Origin of the sequence: Eubacterium sp. BL-380-WT-2B (genome assembly GCF_009696115.1) — a bacterium.
Classification (GTDB): Bacteria; Bacillota; Clostridia; order Eubacteriales; family Eubacteriaceae; genus Eubacterium; species Eubacterium callanderi.
Window position 1 is genome coordinate 597883 of record NZ_VUMP01000002.1, and the last position, 22299, is coordinate 620181.

General features: G+C 46.6%; 32 protein-coding genes, 6 tRNA genes and 1 riboswitch. Of the genes, 28 read left to right on the forward strand and 10 right to left on the reverse strand.

What is annotated here, in order from left to right; translation table 11 throughout:
• Positions 1-4: 4 nt before the first annotated feature.
• From dapD to FYJ53_RS05745, 4 genes are read right to left on the reverse strand one after another with little or no spacing between them, the layout of a single operon-like run.
• On the reverse strand, positions 5-736 hold the full coding sequence (gene dapD, locus FYJ53_RS05730; RefSeq protein ID WP_013381531.1) for a 2,3,4,5-tetrahydropyridine-2,6-dicarboxylate N-acetyltransferase: 732 nt from the start codon (positions 734-736) through the stop codon (positions 5-7).
• A 20-nt stretch (positions 737-756) separates the two neighbouring features.
• Positions 757-1512, reverse strand: coding sequence for a 4-hydroxy-tetrahydrodipicolinate reductase (gene dapB / locus FYJ53_RS05735; protein WP_154557118.1), 756 nt, complete (start codon positions 1510-1512; stop codon positions 757-759).
• A gap of 40 nt (positions 1513-1552) precedes the next feature.
• Complete coding sequence (gene dapA, locus FYJ53_RS05740) at positions 1553-2434, reverse strand: 4-hydroxy-tetrahydrodipicolinate synthase (RefSeq protein WP_154557119.1); 882 nt, start codon at positions 2432-2434, stop codon at positions 1553-1555.
• Positions 2435-2479: 45 nt separating this feature from the next.
• Positions 2480-3478 carry an aspartate-semialdehyde dehydrogenase gene (locus FYJ53_RS05745; protein ID WP_013381528.1) on the reverse strand — a complete coding sequence of 333 codons (999 nt, stop codon included), beginning with the start codon at positions 3476-3478 and terminating at the stop codon, positions 2480-2482.
• 141 nt (positions 3479-3619) lie between these two features.
• Positions 3620-3790: riboswitch (Lysine riboswitch) on the reverse strand.
• A gap of 370 nt (positions 3791-4160) precedes the next feature.
• Between FYJ53_RS05745 and FYJ53_RS05750 the strand changes: the two genes are divergently transcribed.
• From FYJ53_RS05750 to FYJ53_RS05790, 9 genes are all read left to right on the forward strand, one after another.
• A complete protein-coding gene (locus FYJ53_RS05750; protein WP_154557120.1) occupies positions 4161-6389 on the forward strand; it encodes a PTS transporter subunit IIABC in 2229 nt (742 codons plus the stop codon).
• A gap of 125 nt (positions 6390-6514) precedes the next feature.
• Complete coding sequence (locus FYJ53_RS05755; RefSeq protein ID WP_013381525.1) at positions 6515-7339, forward strand: PRD domain-containing protein; 825 nt, start codon at positions 6515-6517, stop codon at positions 7337-7339.
• Between the two features lie 125 nt (positions 7340-7464).
• Positions 7465-8652, forward strand: a complete 1188-nt coding sequence (locus FYJ53_RS05760) for a M20 family metallopeptidase (RefSeq protein WP_013381523.1) — start codon at positions 7465-7467, stop codon at positions 8650-8652.
• Between the two features lie 23 nt (positions 8653-8675).
• Complete coding sequence (locus tag FYJ53_RS05765) at positions 8676-9419, forward strand: class I SAM-dependent methyltransferase (protein WP_013381522.1); 744 nt, start codon at positions 8676-8678, stop codon at positions 9417-9419.
• 84 nt (positions 9420-9503) lie between these two features.
• Positions 9504-9579 (forward strand) — tRNA-Val (locus FYJ53_RS05770).
• Between the two features lie 15 nt (positions 9580-9594).
• Positions 9595-9671 (forward strand) — tRNA-Asp (locus FYJ53_RS05775).
• Positions 9672-9778: 107 nt separating this feature from the next.
• Positions 9779-9854 (forward strand) — tRNA-Phe (locus FYJ53_RS05780).
• Positions 9855-9896: 42 nt separating this feature from the next.
• Positions 9897-9971 (forward strand) — tRNA-Gly (locus tag FYJ53_RS05785).
• Positions 9972-9978: 7 nt separating this feature from the next.
• Positions 9979-10052: transfer RNA gene (locus tag FYJ53_RS05790), tRNA-Cys, on the forward strand.
• A gap of 70 nt (positions 10053-10122) precedes the next feature.
• On the opposite strand, the gene FYJ53_RS05795 is transcribed toward FYJ53_RS05790, so the two are convergent.
• Positions 10123-10710, reverse strand: coding sequence for a hypothetical protein (locus FYJ53_RS05795; RefSeq protein WP_013381521.1), 588 nt, complete (start codon positions 10708-10710; stop codon positions 10123-10125).
• Between the two features lie 221 nt (positions 10711-10931).
• Between FYJ53_RS05795 and FYJ53_RS05800 the strand changes: the two genes are divergently transcribed.
• Positions 10932-11006, forward strand: a tRNA-Gly gene (locus tag FYJ53_RS05800).
• A gap of 140 nt (positions 11007-11146) precedes the next feature.
• Here the strand turns inward: FYJ53_RS05800 and FYJ53_RS05805 are convergent.
• The 3 genes from FYJ53_RS05805 to FYJ53_RS05815 form a co-directional block, all read right to left on the reverse strand.
• Entirely contained in the window at positions 11147-12286 is a 1140-nt protein-coding gene (locus tag FYJ53_RS05805) for a site-specific integrase (protein ID WP_154557122.1), read from the reverse strand.
• A gap of 164 nt (positions 12287-12450) precedes the next feature.
• Positions 12451-13395 (reverse strand): hypothetical protein, encoded by a 945-nt coding sequence (locus FYJ53_RS05810; RefSeq protein ID WP_154557123.1) that lies wholly within the window; start codon positions 13393-13395, stop codon positions 12451-12453.
• A 301-nt stretch (positions 13396-13696) separates the two neighbouring features.
• Positions 13697-14062, reverse strand: coding sequence for a helix-turn-helix transcriptional regulator (locus tag FYJ53_RS05815; RefSeq protein WP_154557124.1), 366 nt, complete (start codon positions 14060-14062; stop codon positions 13697-13699).
• A 144-nt stretch (positions 14063-14206) separates the two neighbouring features.
• Between FYJ53_RS05815 and FYJ53_RS05820 the strand changes: the two genes are divergently transcribed.
• Both FYJ53_RS05820 and FYJ53_RS05825 read left to right on the forward strand, forming a co-directional pair.
• Positions 14207-14386: a hypothetical protein gene (locus FYJ53_RS05820; protein ID WP_154557125.1), complete on the forward strand. Its 180-nt coding sequence runs from the start codon at positions 14207-14209 to the stop codon at positions 14384-14386.
• 27 nt (positions 14387-14413) lie between these two features.
• The gene (locus tag FYJ53_RS05825; protein WP_154557126.1) at positions 14414-14581 is read left to right on the forward strand and encodes a hypothetical protein; all 168 of its coding nucleotides are present in this window, start codon (positions 14414-14416) and stop codon (positions 14579-14581) included.
• Here FYJ53_RS05825 and FYJ53_RS05830 read toward each other — a convergent pair whose 3' ends face one another.
• On the reverse strand, positions 14582-14767 hold the full coding sequence (locus FYJ53_RS05830; RefSeq protein ID WP_154557127.1) for a hypothetical protein: 186 nt from the start codon (positions 14765-14767) through the stop codon (positions 14582-14584).
• 317 nt (positions 14768-15084) lie between these two features.
• On the opposite strand from FYJ53_RS05830, the gene FYJ53_RS05835 reads away from it, so the two are divergent.
• The 4 genes from FYJ53_RS05835 (at position 15085) to FYJ53_RS05845 (ending at position 16425) form a co-directional block, all read left to right on the forward strand.
• Entirely contained in the window at positions 15085-15315 is a 231-nt protein-coding gene (locus FYJ53_RS05835; protein WP_154557128.1) for a hypothetical protein, read from the forward strand.
• Positions 15316-15651: 336 nt separating this feature from the next.
• Positions 15652-15867, forward strand: a complete 216-nt coding sequence (locus FYJ53_RS05840) for a helix-turn-helix domain-containing protein (protein WP_154557129.1) — start codon at positions 15652-15654, stop codon at positions 15865-15867.
• A gap of 100 nt (positions 15868-15967) precedes the next feature.
• Positions 15968-16111 (forward strand): hypothetical protein, encoded by a 144-nt coding sequence (locus FYJ53_RS21110; protein ID WP_187367892.1) that lies wholly within the window; start codon positions 15968-15970, stop codon positions 16109-16111.
• Between the two features lie 89 nt (positions 16112-16200).
• A complete protein-coding gene (locus FYJ53_RS05845; protein ID WP_073382702.1) occupies positions 16201-16425 on the forward strand; it encodes a helix-turn-helix transcriptional regulator in 225 nt (74 codons plus the stop codon).
• Here the strand turns inward: FYJ53_RS05845 and FYJ53_RS21770 are convergent.
• Positions 16316-16591 carry a helix-turn-helix domain-containing protein gene (locus tag FYJ53_RS21770; protein ID WP_073382704.1) on the reverse strand — a complete coding sequence of 92 codons (276 nt, stop codon included), beginning with the start codon at positions 16589-16591 and terminating at the stop codon, positions 16316-16318. The genes FYJ53_RS05845 and FYJ53_RS21770 overlap by 110 nt on opposite strands.
• A 99-nt stretch (positions 16592-16690) precedes the next feature.
• Here FYJ53_RS21770 and FYJ53_RS05855 point away from each other — a divergent pair, with 99 nt between their 5' ends.
• The 12 genes from FYJ53_RS05855 (at position 16691) to FYJ53_RS05910 (ending at position 22286) form a co-directional block, all read left to right on the forward strand.
• Complete coding sequence (locus FYJ53_RS05855; RefSeq protein ID WP_154557130.1) at positions 16691-16930, forward strand: hypothetical protein; 240 nt, start codon at positions 16691-16693, stop codon at positions 16928-16930.
• A complete protein-coding gene (locus tag FYJ53_RS05860; RefSeq protein ID WP_154557131.1) occupies positions 16908-17684 on the forward strand; it encodes a BRO family protein in 777 nt (258 codons plus the stop codon). Before FYJ53_RS05855 ends, FYJ53_RS05860 begins: the two co-directional genes overlap by 23 nt.
• A gap of 327 nt (positions 17685-18011) precedes the next feature.
• Positions 18012-18905 carry an SPFH domain-containing protein gene (locus tag FYJ53_RS05865; RefSeq protein ID WP_038350804.1) on the forward strand — a complete coding sequence of 298 codons (894 nt, stop codon included), beginning with the start codon at positions 18012-18014 and terminating at the stop codon, positions 18903-18905.
• Between the two features lie 247 nt (positions 18906-19152).
• On the forward strand, positions 19153-19368 hold the full coding sequence (locus FYJ53_RS05870; protein ID WP_154557132.1) for a hypothetical protein: 216 nt from the start codon (positions 19153-19155) through the stop codon (positions 19366-19368).
• Complete coding sequence (locus FYJ53_RS05875; RefSeq protein WP_154557133.1) at positions 19352-19540, forward strand: hypothetical protein; 189 nt, start codon at positions 19352-19354, stop codon at positions 19538-19540. The genes FYJ53_RS05870 and FYJ53_RS05875 overlap by 17 nt, the downstream gene beginning before the upstream one ends.
• Positions 19530-19688, forward strand: a complete 159-nt coding sequence (locus tag FYJ53_RS05880; protein ID WP_154557134.1) for a hypothetical protein — start codon at positions 19530-19532, stop codon at positions 19686-19688. The genes FYJ53_RS05875 and FYJ53_RS05880 overlap by 11 nt, the downstream gene beginning before the upstream one ends.
• The gene (locus tag FYJ53_RS05885; protein ID WP_038350801.1) at positions 19672-19896 is read left to right on the forward strand and encodes a hypothetical protein; all 225 of its coding nucleotides are present in this window, start codon (positions 19672-19674) and stop codon (positions 19894-19896) included. The genes FYJ53_RS05880 and FYJ53_RS05885 overlap by 17 nt, the downstream gene beginning before the upstream one ends.
• A 2-nt stretch (positions 19897-19898) precedes the next feature.
• On the forward strand, positions 19899-20096 hold the full coding sequence (locus FYJ53_RS05890) for a hypothetical protein (RefSeq protein ID WP_038350800.1): 198 nt from the start codon (positions 19899-19901) through the stop codon (positions 20094-20096).
• A 2-nt stretch (positions 20097-20098) separates the two neighbouring features.
• A complete protein-coding gene (locus FYJ53_RS05895; RefSeq protein WP_154557135.1) occupies positions 20099-20740 on the forward strand; it encodes an ATP-binding protein in 642 nt (213 codons plus the stop codon).
• Between the two features lie 2 nt (positions 20741-20742).
• Positions 20743-21261: a hypothetical protein gene (locus FYJ53_RS05900; protein ID WP_154557136.1), complete on the forward strand. Its 519-nt coding sequence runs from the start codon at positions 20743-20745 to the stop codon at positions 21259-21261.
• 15 nt (positions 21262-21276) lie between these two features.
• A complete protein-coding gene (locus tag FYJ53_RS05905) occupies positions 21277-21726 on the forward strand; it encodes an ERCC4 domain-containing protein (RefSeq protein ID WP_154557137.1) in 450 nt (149 codons plus the stop codon).
• Positions 21723-22286 (forward strand): CHC2 zinc finger domain-containing protein, encoded by a 564-nt coding sequence (locus FYJ53_RS05910; RefSeq protein ID WP_154557138.1) that lies wholly within the window; start codon positions 21723-21725, stop codon positions 22284-22286. Before FYJ53_RS05905 ends, FYJ53_RS05910 begins: the two co-directional genes overlap by 4 nt.
• The last annotated feature ends 13 nt before the right edge of the window (positions 22287-22299 follow it).

Consider the following 22299-nt stretch of genomic DNA (forward strand, 5'->3'; position numbering starts at 1 on the left):
AAACTTAACCTCTCAAATCGTCGAGTAATTCGGTTTTATCCTCGGTTTTTTCGTCCTTGTCTTTAACGACTTTGGCAGGGGAGCCTGCGACCACAACGCCGGCAGGAACTTCCTCCGTCACCACTGAACCAGCGGCAACCACAGCGCCCTTACCGATTTTGACGCCCTCAAGGATAACGGCGTTGGCCCCGATCAGGACTTCGTCCTCAATGATGACCGGCTGTTTTGATGGTGGCTCAAGCACGCCGGCGACCACAGCGCCCGCGCCGATATGGCAGTTCTTGCCGATGGTAGCACGCGCACCCAGCACAGCGTTCATATCGATCATGGTGCCCTCGCCCACAACCGCGCCGATATTGATCACGGCGCCCATCATGACCACAGCGTTTTTGTGGATGTGCGCACCCTCGCGGATAAAGGAGCCAGGCTCGATGCGGGCGTCCACCTCGGTTAAGTTAAGCAGCGGAATGGCCGAGTTGCGGCGGTCACATTCGATGCGGACAGAGGAGATGGAGCCTGTCTTGGCGTCCAGAAGGGCGCTGATCTCACCGGCCTCACCGATGATGATGCAGGCAGAGGGATCGCCGTAATATTCGTAGCCGGCCAAGTCGCTCGGTCTCAGGTAGCCGCGGACATAGGCCTTTACTGGCGTGGATTTCTCGACGGCCTTAATATATTTTGCGATCTGGTAGGGGTCGTTTAAATCAAATTGTTTTTTCAGTTCTTCGTTTGTCATGTTAAATCCTTTCGTGTGGTTTAATTGTCAATCAGCATTTCCATATTGTAGAGGCCGGGGGCCTGGTCTACAAGGTATTTGGCCGCGGTCACTGCGCCGCTTGCAAAGACTTTTTTGGAGAGGGCAGTGTGGCGGATTTCGATCAGTTCATCGTTGCCGGCGAATAACACCGTGTGCTCGCCGGGAATGGTGCCGCCGCGGACGGCGTGGATACCCAGTTCCTGGGGTTTCCGCTTACAGTCTCTGCCGTGTCGGCCAAAGGTATAGTCCTTTTTATTTTCAAGGCCGTCGTTTACCGCGTCGGCCAGGAGCAGCGCAGTGCCGCTGGGGGCGTCCGCCTTTTTGTTGTGGTGCTTTTCGATAATCTCAATGTCAAAGCCGTCCTCCAGAGCGCCGGCCATATCCCGCAGGGCTTTTGCCAGAAGGTTGATGCCCAGGCTCATGTTGGCTGTTCTGAAAACCGGAAATTCCTTTGAGCCGGCTTCAATATCGGCCAGGTTCGCTTCGGAGAGGCCGGTGGTGGCGATGACGATGGGGGTTTTGGTGTCTCTGGCATAGCCAAAGATGCTGTCAAAGGCCTTGTAATGGGAAAAGTCAATGATGACATCCGCCTTTTCCGCACACTGGCTTAAATCGGAATAGACAGGGAAGGGGGTGTCCTGATCGGTGTTGATGTCAAAGCCTGCCACGATCTGACAGTCCGGATCTTCACCGATAACGGTCTGGAGCATATGCCCCATGGCGCCACCGACGCCGGATAAGAGTATATTTAGCATAGGGGAGTACCTCTTTTATTAAATTTTATGAACCGCTTTATTAAAGCAGTCCGTATTTCTTCAGGGCTTCAACCAGGCGCGCCTCGTTGGCTTCTTCCATTTCGACCAGGGGCAGGCGCATTTCGCCGGTATCGGTGCCCAGCAGCCGCATGGCGGTTTTAACCGGAATCGGGTTGGTTTCATAGAACATGGCCAGGTTGATCAGGTTGGTGTCAAACTGCATTTTCCGCGCCTTGTCCACATCACCGTCCATAAAGGTGGCTACCAGGTCGTGCATATCCTTTGGAATGATGTTGGCAGAAACGGAGATAATGCCTTTGCCGCCCACAGAAAGGATGGGCAGGGTCTGGTCGTCGTTGCCGCTGTAAACATCCAGCTTGTCGCCGCAGGTGCGGGCAATTTCTGTGATCTGGCTGATGTCGCCGCTGGCTTCCTTGACTGCCTGGACATTGGGGATCTCGGCCAGCTTCTGCATGGTGGACACACTGATGTTGGCCCCGGTGCGGCTGGGCACATTGTAGACAATGATCGGCACCTTGATGGCGTCGGCAATGGCCTTAATGTGCACGTAAATCCCCTTCTGGGTGGATTTGTTGTAGTAGGGGTTAATGACTAAAACCGCGTCCGCGCCCTGCTCCTCAGCGTATTTTGAGAGCATGATGGAGTAGGCGGTATCGTTACTGCCGGTACCGGCAATGTAGGGAACGCGGCCGGCAATATGTTCGCCGGCAACCCGCAGCAGATCAAGATGCTCCTGATCGGTGAGGGTTGAGGTCTCGCCGGTGGTTCCGGCCACCAGAATGGCGTCGGTGCCATTTTCGATGTGCCAGTCAATGAGCTCTCTGAACCGGTCAAAATCAATCTTGTTGTCCCTGAATGGTGTGACCAGAGCCACACAGCTTCCTGTAAAAATAGTGGACATAATAGTTCCTCCTCAGTATTTTATCCGGCGCGGGGCCGGAAAGTGTTAAATTAAGCCTTCTTCGATTAAGGCGAAAGCGATCTGTACCGCGTTGGCAGCTGCGCCCTTGCGGATGTTGTCGGCAACACACCAGAAGTTGATGCCGTTGTCGATGCTGAAATCACGGCGGATACGGCCGATATAGACGTCATTGGTGCCTTCGGCTTCACGGGCCAGCGGGTAAACATTGTTGGCAGGGTCATCTCTCAGGACACAGCCTGGTGCGTCCTTGAAAAGGGCCTTGACATCCTCGATTTCAAAAGGCTTTTTGGTTTCAACGTTAATGCTCTCGGAATGGCCATAGTAAACCGGAACACGCACTGTGGTAGCGGTCACCCGGATATTGTCGTCATGCATGATCTTGTGGGTTTCGTTGACCATTTTCATTTCTTCCTTGGTATAGCCGTTGTCCAGAAAATCGTCGATATGAGGCAGACAGTTGTAGGCAATGGGGTGTGGGTAGAACTGGTTTTCGGCGCCCTTTACGCCTTCCTCCAGATCCTTGTAGCCCTTGACGCCAGAGCCGGAAACCGCCTGATAGGTAGAGTAGACGATGCGGTCGATCCCATATTTGTCGTAGATGGGCTTTAAGGCAACCATGGCCTGGATGGTGGAACAGTTTGGGTTGGCGATGATGTTTTTGTGTCTTTTTAAGTCCTCTGGATTGACCTCCGGCACAACCAATGGCACTTCCGGGTCCATGCGCCAGGCAGAGCTATTGTCAATGACAATAACGCCTCTCTTGGCAGCGGCAGGGGCAAAGCGTTCGCTGGTGCTGCCGCCGGCAGAGAACAGGGCAATATCAATGTCCTTGTCAAAGGCCTCGTCGCAGAGCTCCTCAACCACGTATTCTTTATCGCCGAATTTGACGGTTTTACCCTTGGAGCGGGCAGAAGCCATAGGATATAAATTATTCACTGGAAATTTCATTTCTTCCAGTACCTGAAGCATTTTTTGACCGACCATGCCAGTGGCGCCGACCACAGCAACGTTGTATGATTTCATCGAGAAATCCTCCTTTGATTAAATATAATAAAAAAAGCCAGTAAAGATACCAGCTATAAAATTGCAAAAAGTTACAGATTCCGGAAAGCACAAAAGCCCTGAGGGCCAGAGTCCGGAAGGACTAAAATGTATCGAGTTTGCAGTTTTGACAGCACTCCATCTTTCGATGACAGTATTATTGTTCTTCACAATAACCCCAGGAAGCCGGCTGACAGTACCGGGCCCTTCGGCGTTTTTCCCTTTGGCCGCCATTCCTCTTACCCTGTCGTAATCCTGGCAGTTACTCTTTAAAAACGCGCCTCTATCTTTACTTATTAGTTTGTAATCCCTATTGTACCAGATGTATACAGGAAAAGAAACAGAAAAATTCAAAATAATGTAAAATTTGCAGACATTATTTTCATAAAAAAAGCTTGACAGATTCTTAACAGTGCCGTATGATAGTGGTAGTTAAATAATTTGTACCGATGGTGTGTTACTGGTTATGCAGGCATTAACTGTCAAAGAGCTGTTTGTTACAGTTTTTTGAGAGTTAATGCCTTTTTTGTTGCCCGAAATGAGACCAGCTTATAAAATTGGGTATATAACCTGAGAAGCTTGTTATCGTTTTATTCGATAGCATTAGGTCTCTATTTCCAACATGTACAAATCATAACACCATTACAAAATGAGGAGGAAACAAATGAAAGACAAGATTTTTGGTGTTCTGCAGCGCGTAGGCCGCGCCTTCATGCTGCCAATTGCCCTTCTTCCCGTAGCTGGTCTGCTGCTGGGGATCGGGGGCTCCTTTACAAATGAAGTGATGCTGGAGTCCTACGGGCTCACCAGTGTCATGGGCGAGGGAACCGTTGCCTATACCATTTTAACGGTCATGAGTGAGGCGGGGAATGTTATTTTTGCCAACCTGCCCATTATTTTTGCCATCGGCGTGGCCATTGGCATGGCGAAGAAGGAAAAGGCTGTTGCCGCGCTGGCAGGGGTTATCGGCTTCTTCATCATGCACACAGTTATCAGCACTCTGATCGGCCTGACCGGCACCTACTCGCCGGAAACCCTGGCAGCCGCCAACGAAACCGCCAGGGCAGCCGCCTTAGCCGCGAACCAGCCCTTTACGGAAATTGTGGCCAGCCGCCTGCTGCCGTCTGGCTCCATCTCGAGTACCGTCGGGATCGAATCCCTGCAGATGGGGGTATTCGGTGGGATCATTGTTGGGCTCGGCGCAGCAGCCTTAACCAACAAATTCTATAACATCAAGCTGCCGTCTGTGATCTCCTTCTTCGGCGGTACCCGTTTTGTCCCCATCATCACCGCGCTGGTTTACCTGGTAGTGGGCGTTTTAATGTTCTTTGTATGGCCCTATATCCAGATCGGCATCAACGCCATCGGCAATGCGGTCATCAATTCCGGCTACATCGGCACCTTTATCTACGGCTTTATCGAGCGTGCCCTCATTCCCTTTGGCCTGCACCATGTGTTTTATATCCCGTTCTGGCAGACCAGCGTCGGCGGCGTGATGAACGTGGACGGACAGATGATCGAAGGGGCCCAGAATATTTTCTTCGCCCAGCTGGCCAGCGGCAACGTGACCCAGTTCAGCGTAGAGGCCACACGCTTTATGTCCGGTAAATTCCCATTCATGATCTTTGGGCTTCCGGGCGCAGCTCTGGCCATGTACCAGTGCGCCAAGCCAGAAAAACGCAAGCTCGTCGGCGGCCTGCTGTTGTCCGCAGCCCTGACCGCTGTCCTGACAGGGATTACCGAGCCCATCGAGTTCACCTTCCTGTTCGTGGCACCGTTCTTATACATTATTCACTGTGTGCTCTGTGGGCTCTCCTATATGCTCATGCACATTTTAAACGTTGGGGTTGGGATGACCTTCTCCGGCGGTCTCATTGATATGTTCCTGTTTGGTATTCTCCAGGGCAATGACAAGACCCACTGGGTCAATATTGTGCTGGTGGGCGTGGCTTACTTCTTTATTTACTGGATCCTGTTCAGAACCCTGATTAAGAAGTTTAACCTGAAAACACCAGGCCGTGAGGATGACGATGAAGAAACCAAACTCTACACCCAGGCCGACGTCGACGCCAGAAAGAACAGCGGCGCAGAAGGCAGTCCAGCCGCAGGCGTCAGCGATCCTGTTTCAGCTATGATCACTGTGGGCCTCGGCGGTAAGGCGAATATCGAGGATCTGGATAACTGCATCACCCGCCTGCGCACAACCGTCAAGGATTCATCTCTTGTTAAGGAAGACCTTTTAAAACAGAGCGGCGCAGCCGGCGTGGTCATCAAGGGACAGGGCGTTCAGGTTATTTACGGACCGACCGTACCGAATATCAAGTCAAACCTTGAAGAATTCCTGGAAACGCCTGAAGCGGATAACCTGTCGCTGGATATGGCCGAAGCCGAAGCGCCAAAGGCCGGAGAAACGCCAGAAGCCGCTGAAAGGAATGGCACTGTCGAATTTTTCTCAAGCCCCATCGACGGCCGCGTTGCCAGTATCGAGGAAACCCCGGACGACGCCTTCAGCCAGAAAATGCTGGGCGATGGCATTGTGGTATTCCCGACCGGCTCCGAGGTACACGCGCCCTGTGATGGCTCCATTGAGGTGCTTTTCCCCACAGGCCACGCCATTGGGATGAAATCCGGAGACGGCACAGAGCTGCTCATCCATGTGGGCATTGACACCGTTAATCTCGACGGTAAGGGCTTTACCCCGTACGTTGAGCAGGGCGATATGGTCAAGCGCGGCGATCTGCTCCTGACCATCGACCTGCCTTTTATTGAGGCTAACGCCCCGTCCGCGGCTGTGCCCATGATCTTTACCGGCCTGCCGGCGGGCAAGGATATGAAGATTCTGGCAAAAGGCGACGCGACCACTGATATGGATGTTGTCGAAATTGACGGATAAGTGTATAATAAGATAGAAAGCTAAAACAAGACCATCAGCGAACGACAAAAGGAAGGCTCTTTATAATAGGAAAGGCCTTCCTTTTTACAGCTCTGAGAGAAGATACAGAAGGGGGGATACAGCGAGTGTACTGTGTCAAAAAAGTTTTAAATAACAACGCGGTTCTGGCCGTTGACCTCAGACGCAAGGAGGAGGTCATCTTTCTGGGGAAGGGCGTGGGCTTTAACAAAAAAGTCAACCAGCCCTTTGAGGACCCGAAAAGCGTTAAAAAATACCATTTGCAAAAAGAAACCAGCAAAGGCCCTTCAGACAAGCTTATCAGCGCGGTCGATCCAGTTTATCTGGAGATCGCCAATGATATTATCCGTCTGTCCGAGGAAAAATTCAAAGCTGTGGATACCAATATTCTGCTGCCGCTGGCTGACCATATCGCCTTTTCCATTGTCCGTATGAACAGTCGGATGGATCTGTCCAACCCTTTTTCGGAGGATATCCGCTTGCTTTTTGAGGAAGAGTATGCCATAGCCGAAAAGGGTCGGGAGATCATCCGCGAGCGTACCGGTTACAGCATTCCCGACGACGAGGTCAGCTACATTACCCTGTATATTCACTCGGCTCTCAGCGACACTCAGGTTTCCCAGTCACTCAAAATTCCAGTAATCATCCGAGAGAGCATTGAACGGATCGAGAAAGAATGTGGCGTCAGGATCGATATGGGCTCCTTTGCCTACAACCGGCTTTTATATCATATTAAGTGTATGATGGCCCGGGTGCACAATAACGAGAAGCTCAACAGCGATATGATCGAGTTTACAAAGGAAAAATGCGCCTACGCCTTTGAGGTGGCCGGAGAAATCTGTGAAAAGTTATCCCGCGAGCTGGGCGAGCCGTTTACCGAAAAAGAGGTCAGCTACCTGGCCCTGCACATCGAGCGTATCCGAAGCGCTTAACCATAAGAGATGACATGCCGTTTTGACACGTCATCTTTTTTAATGGCCGCGGTGGCTGCGCGCGCTTGTGTTATCCCGGCCTTTAATATATAATTATGCTTAATCTTTAAAAAAGGAGTGATTTCATGGCAGTTGACTTTTATCAAAAGCTTCCTGAAGCTATCAAAGCCTATGAGCCGGAAGCCGTCAGTCTCCGGCGGGCTTTACATAAAATTCCGGAAACGGGCTTTAATGAGCGTGAAACCCAAGCGTTTATTATGGATTACCTTGAAAAGCTGGGCTATACCCCTGAGAAGGTCTGCGATACCGGCGTTGTCCTGTTTATCCCAAGCCTGAACGGGCTGGATGAGACCATCGCCATCCGCACCGACATGGACGGCCTGGGCGTAGTGGAAGAAACCGGGGTGGATTTTGCCTCCGAGCATGAGGGGATGATGCACGCCTGCGGCCACGACGGCCATATGAGCATGGTGCTCCTGGTCGCCAGATATTTGAAGGAGCACCCGGAAGCCCGAGTGCGCAACACGCTGCTGGTGTTCCAGCCCGCCGAGGAGGGACCAGGCGGAGCCGGCCCCATTGTCGAGAGCGGCGTGCTTGAAAAATACAAAGCCAAAGCGATTTTTGGCTACCACCTGTTCCCCTTTGTAGAGGAAGGGCTCATCAGCACCACCCCAGGGCCGATGATGGCAATGACCTCGGAATTTTATATCGATATTCTGGGGAAAAGCGGCCACGCGGCCGACCCGGACCAGGGGATCGATGCCATTGTAGCCACTGCCGATTACATTTCCGGCCTTCAGAAAATCGTGAGCCGGACAGTGAGCCCAAACGACAGCGCCCTGCTGTCCATCGGCACCATAAACGGTGGTACACGGATGAATATTATCGCCGATAAAGTCATCCTTTCCGGTACAGTGCGCTCATTCTCGGAGGATGTCCAGAAGGCCATGAAACAGCGCATGGTGGATATGGCCAGAGGCATTGAGCAGATGTACCATTGCAGGATTGAAATCAGATTTGTCGATATGTACCCTCCAGTGATCAACAGTGAGGTCCTGTTCGACCAGATCTGGCCCCTGTGCGGTGAGGCAGATGAAAAGAAGCTATTTAAAAAGGTGATGCTGGCTGAGGATTTCGCCATGTACCGGAAAGCCATTCCCGGTGTTTTTATGGGCCTTGGCTCCGGCAGCGAGGAGAAGGGCTATACCCAGAACCTCCACACCCACGGCTTTAATTTTGACGAAAAGGTTCTTCTGAGAGGACTTCAGGTTTATATGAATATTCTTACCAAAGCGGGAGAATACACCCTTTAAAGAGAGAGTGAGGAGAAAACAGAATGTATGAGGAATTTGCACAGGTCTATGATGACCTGATGCGCGAAATTGACTATAAGCAGTGGGGGGATTACGTGTTCCGCCTTCTGCTCAATGCGAAAAATGAAGTGAAAAGCGTGCTGGAATTTGGCTGCGGCACCGGTAATATTACCAGCGAGCTGGCCCAAAAAGGCTATGCGGTAACCGCTGTGGATTTGTCCGAGGAAATGCTGACTGTCGCGGATGAAAAAATCGCCGAACAGAACCTGGGAGATGTCCGGTTCTTTATGGGAGATATGAGCAATTTTCAGATCGGCGAAGAATTTGACGCGGTGGTTTCCTGCTGCGACAGCGTCAACTACCTGCCCGACAAGGCGGCGGTTCAGAACTTCATTTATTGCAGCCAGGATGCCCTTAAAAGCGGCGGACTACTCCTTTTTGACATCAACACCCCAGTTAAGTTTAAAGAGGTTATAAAGGACAATACCTATGTCTATGACCTGGACAATGTCTACTGCGTGTGGGAAAATTCGCCGGACTTTGAAGCCGGGCGTATGGACTACGATCTCTCCTTTTTCATAAAAGAGGAGGACGGCCGCTACTCCCGTTACGATGAAAGCCAGAGTCAGTATATTTATACGGTAGAGGAAATTTACCACATGCTCAAGAACGCAGGCTTTATGAATATTAAAATCTACGCTTTTGGCACATTCCTGCAGGGAAGCAACGAATGCGACCGCGTTCAGTTTGTGGCAGAAAAAAAATAATTTTAATTTTTTTAAAATTTGTGTGAAAAAAGTGTTGACAAAGAGTGCGTGCTGCCGTATAATAATGCACGTACTCAAGTTGATGGTCGCTTAGCTCAGCTGGGAGAGCACCTGCCTTACAAGCAGGGGGTCATAGGTTCGAGCCCTATAGCGACCACCATTTTTTATGTACTGCGGCCTGGTAGTTCAGTTGGTTAGAATGCCAGCCTGTCACGCTGGAGGTCGAGAGTTCGAGTCTCTTCCAGGTCGCCATTTTTATTGTACATAAACGTAAAAGTATTTATTTTTTTCTAAAAAAGTACTTGACAACATTAACTTGAGACAGTATAATTAGTACTCGTCACTGCAAGTTTATGCAAGCCCAGATAGCTCAGTCGGTAGAGCAGAGGACTGAAAATCCTCGTGTCGGTGGTTCGATTCCGCCTCTGGGCACCACTTTGATCACTAAGTGGCCAGACAGTGTTAATAGATTAATAAGCGGAAGTGGCTCAGTGGTAGAGCATCGCCTTGCCAAGGCGAGGGTCGCGAGTTCAAATCTCGTCTTCCGCTCCATTTTTAAGGTGCTATAGCCAAGCGGTAAGGCAAAGGTCTGCAACACCTCTATCCCCAGTTCGATTCTGGGTAGCACCTCCAATATTAAATTTTAGTCGCTGATTCAGCGGCTTTTTTTATTTAAAAAAGAGCCTCGCAGGCTCTTGGTAAATTACTTGGTTTTTGACAGAATACCGATGGTGGATCTTCTGGGCAGAACAAAGGCCGCGTCCTCCATTGAAACCCCGATTTCGGCAGGATAACAGCCAAATAGGTTAAAAAGTTTAACCTGTTCGTCTTTTGGCCATGCTTCACCCATGCCGGGAACATAGTCGTAAATATCAGGCCAGCCGACGGAGCTGCTTACCTTCTCCGATACAAAGGTCTTTCCGGTGCCCACCAGGAGGTTCATGATGCCATCAATTATAAAAAGATCCATCTGATCCGTTAAGGAAGCAGCATAAGCGTCAATTTCAGTGCCGCAGGTCGCAATGTACGCGTAAAGAGCATCGCCCTCATCCAGATTTGTCATAAGCTTTGGGCTGGTAAAGGACGCGCCGTTGATCACAATCTGCGTTTCCGTTTTTTTATCGACAGAGCCGGGAATGACCAGCGCCTTTGGCACTGCGGCAGCATTGGTCTGATCCAGCAGGAGCTGCGCCTGATTTAAAAGCCGTTTACGATTCCGAAGCTTCAAAGCGTCGTTTAAAGTCTCCATGGTTATTTCGAAGGGAATCGGGTTAAAGATTTGCCCATTCATAAAAAATCACTTCCTTGTTAAAGTCTTAATGGCATTATAGCACACCTTTACATTAATATATCCTAAAAGAAAATAATGAAACATCGGTTTTACTTATGCCCGTCCATAAATTTTTTTGAAATATTATTGACATTTTCAAGGTAAAAGAGTAATATTATATGCAGTTGCTCATGTGTGACGTATTTCAGTGATATAAGTATAAGACAAAATAGTAATCTTAAGCGGAAGTGGCTCAGTGGTAGAGCACTGGCTTCCCAAGCCGGGGACCGCGGGTTCGAATCCCGTCTTCCGCTCCATTATAGTAAAGTAAGCGCCTGTAATCAAGTAACTAAGCGGATTACAGGCGCTTTTTATGTCTAAAGCAAAGACGTTTTGCCCCCTTTTTTGCCCCTTATAGCTTTTTTTATTTTTTTATGAGTGAGTGTATATTCATTTTTTATTCATTCGCCTTTTGAGCCTTTTCGTCTAAAATTTGGACATATTTAGACTGCTCTTCCAGTGAAACATGTGTGTATATGTTGGCTGTTGTGGCGATATCACTGTGGCCCAGTAAGGACTGAACCATTTTGATATCTTTCGTTTTTTCATAGAGCCGTGTGGCGTAGGTATCTCGGAAATCGTGGAGGTTGAGTGATTCTAGTCCAATTTCTTTAGCGAAATCTATGAGAGCGCGGCCAACTGTTGTAGCAGCCATGTAATTACCAAAATCATTAGGGAAAACTAAGTTAAGATTTTTGTACTTATTGGAGAGTAAAAGACGTCTTTTGTTTTGCTCGACCTTATGCTGTTTTAACTTTTCGACAAGAAAACGAGGGATCGGTACCTGCCGGATGCTGTTTTCTGTCTTTGGGGGACCGATAGGCTGGTCTTTATTCCGCTGGTCATAAGTTTTGTTTACGTCGATGATTCCTTTTTCCAGATCGATGTCATCCCATGTTAATGCCATAATTTCACCGCGGCGAAGTCCGGAGTTTAGATCTGTCAAAATAAATACTTCCCATTTTGTTCCGGCGCAGGCCTTAATAAGCGCGTTTTCCATGTCGAGCGAGAGAGCTTGGCTGGCACGGCGGCTTTTTTCCTGTTTCTTTTTCGCTTCCGGAAGCACGATTGAACGCGAGAAGTCTGTTAGAATTTTTCCTTGTGTAAAAGCATAGCGAATGCACGGGTTAATGACGACGCTGAGCGTTTTGAGTGTAGGCTTACTGATGCCATCAGATACCAGTTTGCTGTAGTGCTCTTGAATATCCAAAGCAGTTAAGTCTTTAAGTTGAATATTGGCAACAGGATAGGGAAGGACATACCTTTCAAAAAGCCCCTTATACTTTGTCTTGGTTGCCTGTTTTTTATTGTTTAAATGGACATCATCAAGCCATTTTTTCATATAGTCACCGAAGTATGCCTTTTCAGATGTGACGCCACGATCCAGTTCATTTTTAAAACGGCGAATTTTGTCTTCGAGTTCTGTAACAGTCCGGCCGTAGAGATCGCGTGGCGTCCTTAGATTTTTATGCCGAAGCCGGTAAAAATAATATGTGGTGCCGTTTTTAATCTTTTTTCGATATTTCGTACGCGGCATACTGTACCTCCTTAATTTTGGGCATAAAAATGCCCGGTATATTGGAAAATACCGGGATAATGTGATACAATACTAGTGTCTAGTTAGTAGATGTACCGGCCTATCCCGGGAATCTATGTCATCGCCTCTTACCTGGCAGGGTAGGGGGCGTTATTTTATTGGTGTTAATTTAAAGATATAAAGCAGTCTTGCAATTTAATATACTGTCCGTCTTCAAGGGTCACATAGGTGTCACCTTCAATCATTCCGTTATTAATGATTTCGCTTCCAGAGCCAATAGGGGCCGCGTTGACTTCATAATAACCAGATGTAAGACCTTTTAGAAGTTTTACTTTATATTCACCTGCTGGCAAGTCCTTTCCAACTTTGTATGTGCCCATCAAGGCTAAACCACCATTAAAGTCCACAAGGCTTTTAACCCCGCTTTCTTCGTAGGCCGAACAACCTTGAAGGGTTAAGTATTCACCATCTTTTACAGAAACGTAGCAAAACAGATCAAAATTATCATTATCTATAATTGAATTCCCAGAACTATCTGAGGAAATTTCGACATACGCGCCGCTCTTTCCGCTTGGATTTAATACATATTCTCCAGCAGGCATGTCAACGCCTATTTTGTACATACCTGGCTTATACTCTTTTCCTGTAAATGTAGCCGAAGTATTTGCTGTATTTGACTGACTCGTTCCTTCTGATGAATTTGTTGGCGATGGAGATTGTACTTCCTCAGGGAGATCGCGTTTTAGTATTATTGACGAATTATCAGTATACATAAACTCAATAGTGTTATTATCAATAACAGAGTATCTATATGTTAAATTTTCTTTTTCGCCATCTTTTGCGTATTTTCGGTTTACATAGATTGTATTTCCGTTGAGTGTAAAGTCACCTTCAATTTCAAGCGGTTCTGAACCGTCTGTTGAAATCATTTTTCCATAATAATACCCACTTGAACTAAATGACATTTCAAGAGATTGGATGCCTTGAGATTCAGAAGAAGGATCATCGCTAGTCCAACTCCCCACAAGATCAATAGTTTTGCTTCCACAACCTGATAAAACGAACAGGACAAAAGCTACCAATAAAGCCAAATAAAACCTCTTTTTCATTTTAACTTCTCCTTAAAATAGTAATATAAACATTATACACCAACCGGAAAATATTGAAAACGGTTTTTTTATTTAAGCAGTGCAAAAATATATCATATTTACCCATTGCTTTTTGAAAACTTATGTTCTATAATTTAATCAATAAAACAAACGTACGTTTTCCTGCTGGAGGGATACTTTATGAATTACAAAGAACTTATTATTGAATTACTTAAGCCAGTAAAAAACACTAGGATTTTAAAGTTAATTTATGAATTTGCGAAAGGAATTACTGGCATGTAGGACTAGTAGGAAATACCTATTAGTCTTTTTTTATTAAGCTCTCCGCAAACTTTTCGAGAACAACCCACTCATCTTCATCCAGGGCAGCTAAAGAGGAAATTAACCGAATTTTAAAGGATTCGTCTTCGTCCCTTAAAACTCCTCCAATAAAACTAGCTATTTCTTCATGTCTGGTCCTATCTAAAAACATATCACCTTTTCCGGTGCGAAGCCAATTTTCATCAACATTAAATTCTCTACATATAGAAAAGATAACCGCATCAGAAGGATTTCTTAACCCTAGTTCATAATTACCAATTGTATTTCCCTTAACTCCAACTCTAGCCCCAAAGTCTGCCTGGTTTAATCCAAGGCGTTTTCTGAGTTCTTTAATTCTTTTTTCCATATGAAGCTCCTTTCTATGCGCCTATTATATTACATGGATCCCACATAGTCAAGAAAAAGTTTAAAAACATTCTTGACAATCCCACGATGTCAAGGTATAATTACCACATAGAGTGATTGTGGCACCACGAAGGAGGTGATTAAATTGAATATCAACGAACAGAAAGCGGCAAGTAAAATTTGCGAGATCATTCCAGTTCTAGATAATAAAGAACACGAAATGCTCTTATCCTACGCCGCTGGTATGATCGCACAGAAGAAGCTGGAAGAGAAGAAAGCGGTTGGTGAGCGGAACGGTGTATCGAGTGATAAAAATACCGCATGAGAGCGGACCAAGAGAGGAGGCAACACATTGAAAAAACGAATTGTAATAGCTGTAAACGTGGAAGAAGATTCGATTATTTCGAGATTGGAAAAGTTAGGGAATGATGCCGATAAACTTGCTAGAGAAGCAAGAAGATTGATGTTTGAACTCGAATCGGATAAAGAAAATGCGTCGGATTGCTCCGACACATTATGATTACTTCAAAAATTCGAGGATCGCTTTTTTAAAATCATCTAGCACATAACAAGTCTGTCTTGCTAATTGATTGATGTCGTCCGCAGTAACAGGTTCCGAACTACCCTCTGGATACTGCAATTTAATTTCATCTACAAAAGTATCAATAGACTTGTTTAATTTGCTCTCAAGAGAACTTATATTCATAAAGCAAGCTCCTTTCTTAATATTTCAGCACGCCAATACTGATAGAGAAAGTATAACAGATTTAATAGAAAGAAAAAAGCACTGCCTAGTGACCACTAATAAAAAGGAGAGATAGGATGATTTCAAGGATTGTTGGGTTTTGCATATTAGTACTCGTTCTAGGGTTTATATTCGCGTTTACAGTATTTGCATCTGGCATAAAAACCGCCCTGATAGTTTGGGGAGTTGCGTTATTTTTGACGGCGCTTATAGCTGTAGGTGCATACCTTTTATTTGGCTGAATTTAAAGTTAGTAGGTAAGAGAGAAGGTGAGAATAATGAACATTCAAGAGGCAACGAAAGCGTCAATCGAAACAGGAAAACTAATGGTTCGAAAAGACGACCCATTTAACAGAAAAGGAATATCTGAGATTAGAATCAACCCAACAGATGGGCCGGATTGCTGTGTTATACATGTTGTAAAAAACGGAAAAGAGGTCAGACGGCAGAGATGTTGGAATCCTCAAGCAGCGGACCTCGTTTCAGAGGAGTGGATATTAGTTGATTAAGTTTTGATGTTAGGAGTTAATAAATGATTGCATTAATAATATCTATGGTATCGCTTGCGTTTTCAATTTTCGTTTTGCTTATTACATCGGGTCGTCGTTGATTTGAATATTGATTTGTCTAAAAATACCAGTAACACACCCAGCCAGCAGTATTAACGGGGCCGCATTTTATAGCGTTTGTGAAGTGTAAATTCGCTAAAATAACCTCCTTTTAAGCATATATAAATAACTCGTACGGTTTCAAACAGACAAAAAATACTAGATTCGCGTAAAGCATATTTTTACTACTTGCGGCCTCGTTAATCGTGCTGGTTGGGGGAAAGGAAAAATAAAAAAATGATTGAAGAAAATAAACCTTTAGAAGAAAAAAATGAACCTTTGATGTTAAGCATCGATCAAACAGCTGAAATACTTGGTATAAGCACAAGTTTAATGTACCAACTATCTAGAACGGATGGATTTCCGGTAACCAAAATTGGCCGACGGAGTTTAATTAGTAAAAAAGCACTTGAAGAATGGATTGATAAAAAATCTGGAACTGTTGTGCTTTAGGAGGAAGAGCAATGAACCTAAGTATCGCCGGCCTCCCCTTCGTCCTCCTCGGCATTGCTGTCTACGGCGGCATCTGCCTGGCAGTCCGGAAGGGGTGGCTATGGAAGGATTGATGTTAGAGATTCTGATCTCGTTATGCCAGACAGGCGCCCATATTTATGGAATGGCATTAGCCACCATCGGTGTTTATACCCTTGCGTTTATCGCTCTTCTGGCATGGATGATCAAAGAATTTGGACAATAAAAAGGCCCCACAAGAACAGAGAGGAGTGATATGTGTGGGGCTAAGAGAAACTAATATGTAAAGTATAGCACGGAGAGGAGTAAAAGTCAATGAGCCGAGAAACACTGAAAAAAGCCCGCAAGGATGCGGGCATGACGCAACAAAAGATGGCGGATAAGTTGGACTTGAATCTGAGACACTATCAAAAAATAGAATATGGAGAAATTACTGGTTCTTTCGAGATTTGGGACGCCTTGGAGGACATTCTAGGGATACATCAACGGAAACTCCGAGAGATTTCAGATAGTCATCCCGTCCCAATAGAAAATCTGTAGGTACATCAAGAAAATCTGCAACTTCGGATAGTCCCATAAAGTCGGGTTCAACTTCTCCGCTTTCGTATTTTTGATAATGCCTGAGAGAAACGCCCATTGCATCAGCAGTTTTCTGCTGCGTGATACCTCTGAACATGCGAGTGGCTCGCAGTCTATCGTTAAACATAAAAAACCTCCTAAAAAATTCTTGACTTACGTCCAATTATGGCGTAATATAAAGAAAGAGTATACGCCAATTATTGGCGTAATATATCAGGAGGAACTCATGAAAATCGAAATTACCGGAAGCCGTTGCATCAACTGCAATAAATACACCCAGTATTACACCCACACATGGAACGGGGGATTTGACCCAATTGACTGCGGATTCTGCGGAATGCGCCAGTGTACGACGAGGCCGGGGAACCGATGTAAGCATTATCGGGAAGCGGCGAACGTGAGTGTGTATTACCCAATAGAGAAAAATTTAGAAGGAGAACAAAATGAAAGCATTAAGAATTTTTGAGAATGAAACGTTTGGAAAGGTTCGAACCGCTGTTATTGACAACGAACCTTGGTTTGTAGGAAAGGATGTTGCAGAAGCGTTAGGCTATGCAGATACCTCGGATGCGATGAAAAGACACGTTGACAATGAGGATAAGCTGACCCGGCGTTTCACCGACTCAGGTCAAAGTCGCGCAATGTACATTATTAACGAGTCTGGTCTATATAGCCTGGTCTTATCGAGCAAGCTCCCGTCCGCAAAACAATTTAAGCGCTGGGTAACTTCCGAAATCTTGCCCACCCTTCGCAGAACCGGCACCTACTCTACAAAAGAAACACAGCAAGCGGACGAGGTCAAAATCCTCAATGCGAAGTCCCGGGCGATGAACGCGGAAGCCCGATTAAAAACCGCCGATTGTAAGCGTGCCGAGCTGCTCTACAAGCTCTCTCAGGTAGACACCTTATCCAAGACTTATACACCAGTTTTGGTCGCCAAAGCCGCCGATATTGTCAATGGTGGGGAGTTAATCCCGCTCCCAAAGGTGACCCAAAAAACGTACACAGCCACCGAGGTCGCTGAAGTCTTTGGTGTGAGCGCCAACAAGATCGGCCGCATTGCCACAAAGCACCATCTGAAAACCGAGAAATACGGTGAGTGGTACAGAGATGTGGCCAGGGGCAGCAAGAAGGAAGTGGACACATTTAAATACTATGATTGTGCGATTTCGGTGTTTAAGAGGATCTTAGAACAGGAAACAAAGGAAGCGCAGGCATAACAATGATTCCATACAGCGGGCTTCCACCATAAAGAAGCTGTGCGACGCCATATAACCCCTTTAAGTCAAAAGCCTGATCCGCGGGCTCAAAACGCGGAAATAAAAAAAACTAAATCGGTTTGTAAAGCTATTTATTAACAGTCCCGGGGAGCGTCGGGTAATCCGCTCACTCCAATTTAGGTCGTAAAAAAAATGAGTAATGATTTTGTCATTGCCTACGGGCAATCCCGGCGCGGCAGCGGGTGGTCTGCCTGAATTGCTTTAATGGATTTTGAAAACCGGCAACGCGGCGGGGAAAATACCGCGGGTTAAATAAGGAGAGAAATTATGATGTGGATTTTATTAATTTTTGGTGCGCTGTTACTTATTGCCGCGTTCGTTTTTAAATATATGCAAGAAGACAAGATTTTTTATATGGCAGCAGAAAAGAAGGAAGCGGCTAGAAAGAGAGTCGGAAAGACCGTAATGGCGCTTGTTTTGGCAGGTGTGATATGCCTGGTTTCTTCGCAAATGGTTGTTGTGATTAAGACAGGCTACACAGGTGTTCGAACAACTTTCGGACAGATTAGCGATCAGCCTGTACAGAACGGTTTTAGCATTAAAATCCCATTTGTTCAGCAAATCGAGACCGTGAACAACAAGCTTCAAGACAAGACGATCGAAGATCAGGTTTGGGGAGAGACCGCAAATCGTACCGCCATTTGGTACAAAAACATTGTGGTTTCTTACCAGATTGAGCCAGAAAAGTCCGCATGGATTTTTGCGAATGTAGCGGATTATAAAGAATCTTTAATCAGCAACGCATTGGTTTCATCGGCCATCAAAAGCGCCTCAGCGACGCTGCAGGACGCGGAAGCAACCAATCGTGGCATGATTGAGCCTGCGGTCTGTAAAGCCCTTCAAGACTCCGTTAACGGCAAATATGGAGAAGGGGTTTTACACATCAATAAGGTAACCATTAACGAAGCCGATTTTGAGGAAAGTTATAAAACGGCCATCGCAGATAAACAGAAAGCGCAACTGGCTTATGAACAGCAAGAAATAGAAAACAAGAAAAACATCGAAAAGGCCAATGCGGAAGCTGAAGCCAATCGAAAATTACAGGAATCCATTAGTCCAGAGGTCTTACAGAAACAGTTCCTTGATAAATGGAATGGCGAAATGCCAAAGGTAATGGATGGCAATACAATGTTGGACATTTCTAGTTTTGTAGGAAATTAATAAGAAAAGCCGGGTGACGCCCACACGTCATCCCAGCCAATATCAAAACTAACTAATAAAAGTATATACCCTTTGGAGGAAAAATGCAAATGTATTTTCCGTATGAGAAGCAATGCACCCAGTGCGGCCTGATTTATGAGTCGCATTGGCCGATTTTAGACGAGCCGTTTGTGTGCCCGCACTGTGTCCGGGAATCATGGAAACAGCGCAAAGAGGCGCTGGTGAAGCGGCGGAAAGGAAGGGAATAATGAGAATGTTTGAAAGTGTATCGCCCTTAAAAGCTTTAGAAATGGTAAAGGCGCATGTGGTGGCCTCAAATGACCAGATTGAAGCGCAAGCTGAGTCACTTCGATTGTTGATCTGGAGAAATGCAGAATTGGAGATTGAAAACAGAATGTTCCAAGACCGCAACGATGAACTCCGGGCTGAACTGGAGGCGCTAAAAAATGATCGAGCATCCTGATATTACTAGAGCGCTCCGAACCGGTTACCCCGATGTGGACATCGAATATCCGCCGCATTGCCCAGCCTGCGGCTGCGAGTGCGATTATTTTTACCGGGACTGTTCTGGAGCGGTTTTCGGCTGTGAAAACTGCGTGGAGCGGGTGGATGCGGAGGAAGACGATGAAACGTAACGTAAAAGTGCTTGAGGCGGCTAAACGCCTTGAGGCCTATAAAATCAAGATGCTAAAAGGCAACCCGCACCTGTCGGCAGATATTGAGACTGTGCTTCGGTATGTACGGGAGACGATGGAGGTGAGTCATCGTGGACGATCGATTTAAGAACGGGGTGTCCTATTATACGATTGGCCGAGCGGTCATTAACATTCCGTTTCCGGAAGACTGCGTCCGATGCCAGTATTGCCCTTATCTAAAATATGAGGACTATGCCAAACGGCACAGCTGCCGGATCACACAGGAGTGGCTGCTGTACCCGTTTCACGGTGTCGGGGAGAGTTGCCCGATTGAAATTATCGAGGAGGAGGACTAAAAATGGATGATAAGATTCATATTCCGGCCCGCAAAAAGGCGCCGATAGTTAAAGAAGAGCGGTGCGTTATCCGACTTTCGGCGGAAGCCTACAACGCACTGGTGGATATTTATAATGAAAGCACGCTGTCCATGAAGGACATCGCCAGCTTGATCATCACGCAGTCTGTTGATCGAGTTGTGTTTGATAAGGAGGAATAGAGATGTCAAGAATGATTTTAATCATGGGGGAAAGCGGTTCCGGGAAAACCACGTCCATGCGCAACCTGAACCCCAAAACCACCTTTTACATTGACTGCGACAAAAAAGGTCTGTCCTGGAAGGGCTGGCGGAAGCAGTACAACAAGGAAAATGGCAACTACTGGGCCTCCAGCAATGCGGACGCCATCACGCAGACGTTAGTCAAGATCAGCGCAGAAAAGCCCCAGATTAAAACCATTGTCATCGATACCCTTAACTGGGTGATGATTGATGATGAGTTTAAACGCATGAAAGAAAAAGGCTATGACAAATGGCAGGATTTAGCCTTTTCGGTAAAAGAGATGGTCGCCATGGGGCAGCAGCTCCGGGAGGACCTGACCGTGATCTTTACCGCGCACACGCAAACTGAGCGGGATGACAGCGGCTTTGCTTTTACCCGGATGAAAACCAGCGGGAAAAAGCTGGATAAAATCAGCATTGAGTCCATGTTTACGACCGTATTACTGGCAAAATGTGTGGACGGGAAATATCTGTTTGAAACCCAGTCCAACAGCAGTACGGCCAAGAGCCCCATGGGCGCTTTTGAGGAAAAAGAAATTGAGAATGATATTACAAAAGTCATCAAAGCATTGGAGGAATTTTAAGAATGAAAAACATTGATTGGAATAACGTGAAAGAAGCCGAGGAATTTGAGCGCCTGCCAGCTGGCGGGTATATCTGTGTGATCACAGGGGTGGAAGACTTCCCGGATAAGGAATATTTAAAAGTTGAGTTCGATATTCTCGAAGGAGAACATCAATCTTATTTTACCCGTCTGGCCGCTTCCTTAAACTTTTGGGCAGGAAATTTTATTCGCTCCTATAAACCTAAAGCACAGCCATTTTTCAAAGGATTCTTAACCGCTGTCAAAGAAAGTAATCCCGGTTTTGTTTTTAATAACGATGAAAACAATCTGTTATCAAAAACCGTCGGACTGACCATCGGCGACGAGGAATATACTGGACAAGATGGGAAAACCAAAAAGCGCTATTATGTCGAAGCGACCCGTTCCGTGGACGCCATTCGAAAAGGCGAATTTAAGATCCCGGAGTTCAAACCCCTTAAAGACCCCGGGAATCCATTGGCAGGATTCAACCCGCTCCCAGATGACGAACTCCCCTTTTAAGCGCTGAGGTGAAACATGCTGACCATCATTGAAGACACAAGACAGCAAAAGGGAAAGTACAAAGAAGCACATCAACATTTCAAGGATCGCGGGGTGAACATCCTGCGATCCAAGCTTCCCATTGGGGATTACGCTTTGTTAACCGATCTATCGCGGGTAATTGATACCAAGAAAGGTTTCGAGGAATGCGTTGGAAACTTCGCTTCAAAGGACCATGACCGTGTAAAAAAAGAAATTGCCAAGGCAAAAGAAAATGACATCGAGCTTATTTTTTTAGTCATCGACAAAAAAGCAAAATGCCTGGAGGACGCAAAAGACTGGCATAACGTTCATGGAAAGGTAAAAGGCGAAACCCTGTATAAAATCCTGAATTCCGTTCAGATCCGCCACGGCGTCCGCTTTGAGTTCTGCACGCCGGAGCAGTCCGGCCCTAAAATTTTAGAGCTGCTGGGCGTGCAGCCATGACCACCAAGGAAAAGGCCGATCTCATCAAGGCCACTCTGACCATGCGGGAGATCCTCGGGATGTACGGTTTAGGTAGCAATGCCCGACACCACCGCATCCCGTGTCCCATTCATGACGGAAAAGACCGGAATTTTAGCTTTACGGACTTTGGGTTCAGGTGCTTTGTCTGCGGTGCGGAGGGCGGTCTGGTGCATTTTGTGGAGCTGTACCGGGGCCTGTCCTTTGAGGTGGCACTGGAGGAGATCAACGGGCATTTCCGTCTCTGGGATGATTCCTTAGAATTGGAAACCGTTGAATCCGATACAAAGCACCACAAAAAGGACAGCGCTTTCCGGAGCCGCCGGGCCATCGCAAAGCTCCGGCATGAACGTCGGACCGCTGATCGGGAAAAGGGAAAAGCTGAAAAAATACGGATGACTTTATTGGAAGAACTCTGGCGTTTGGACGCCAACAAAATAAAATACGCCCCGAAATCAGAGGATGAACCTTTTCATCCGCTCTATGTCGAGGCGTGCCACAAATTAGAATACCAGCAATACCTGGTAGAAAGTATCGTGTAAAGGGCGGTGAAGC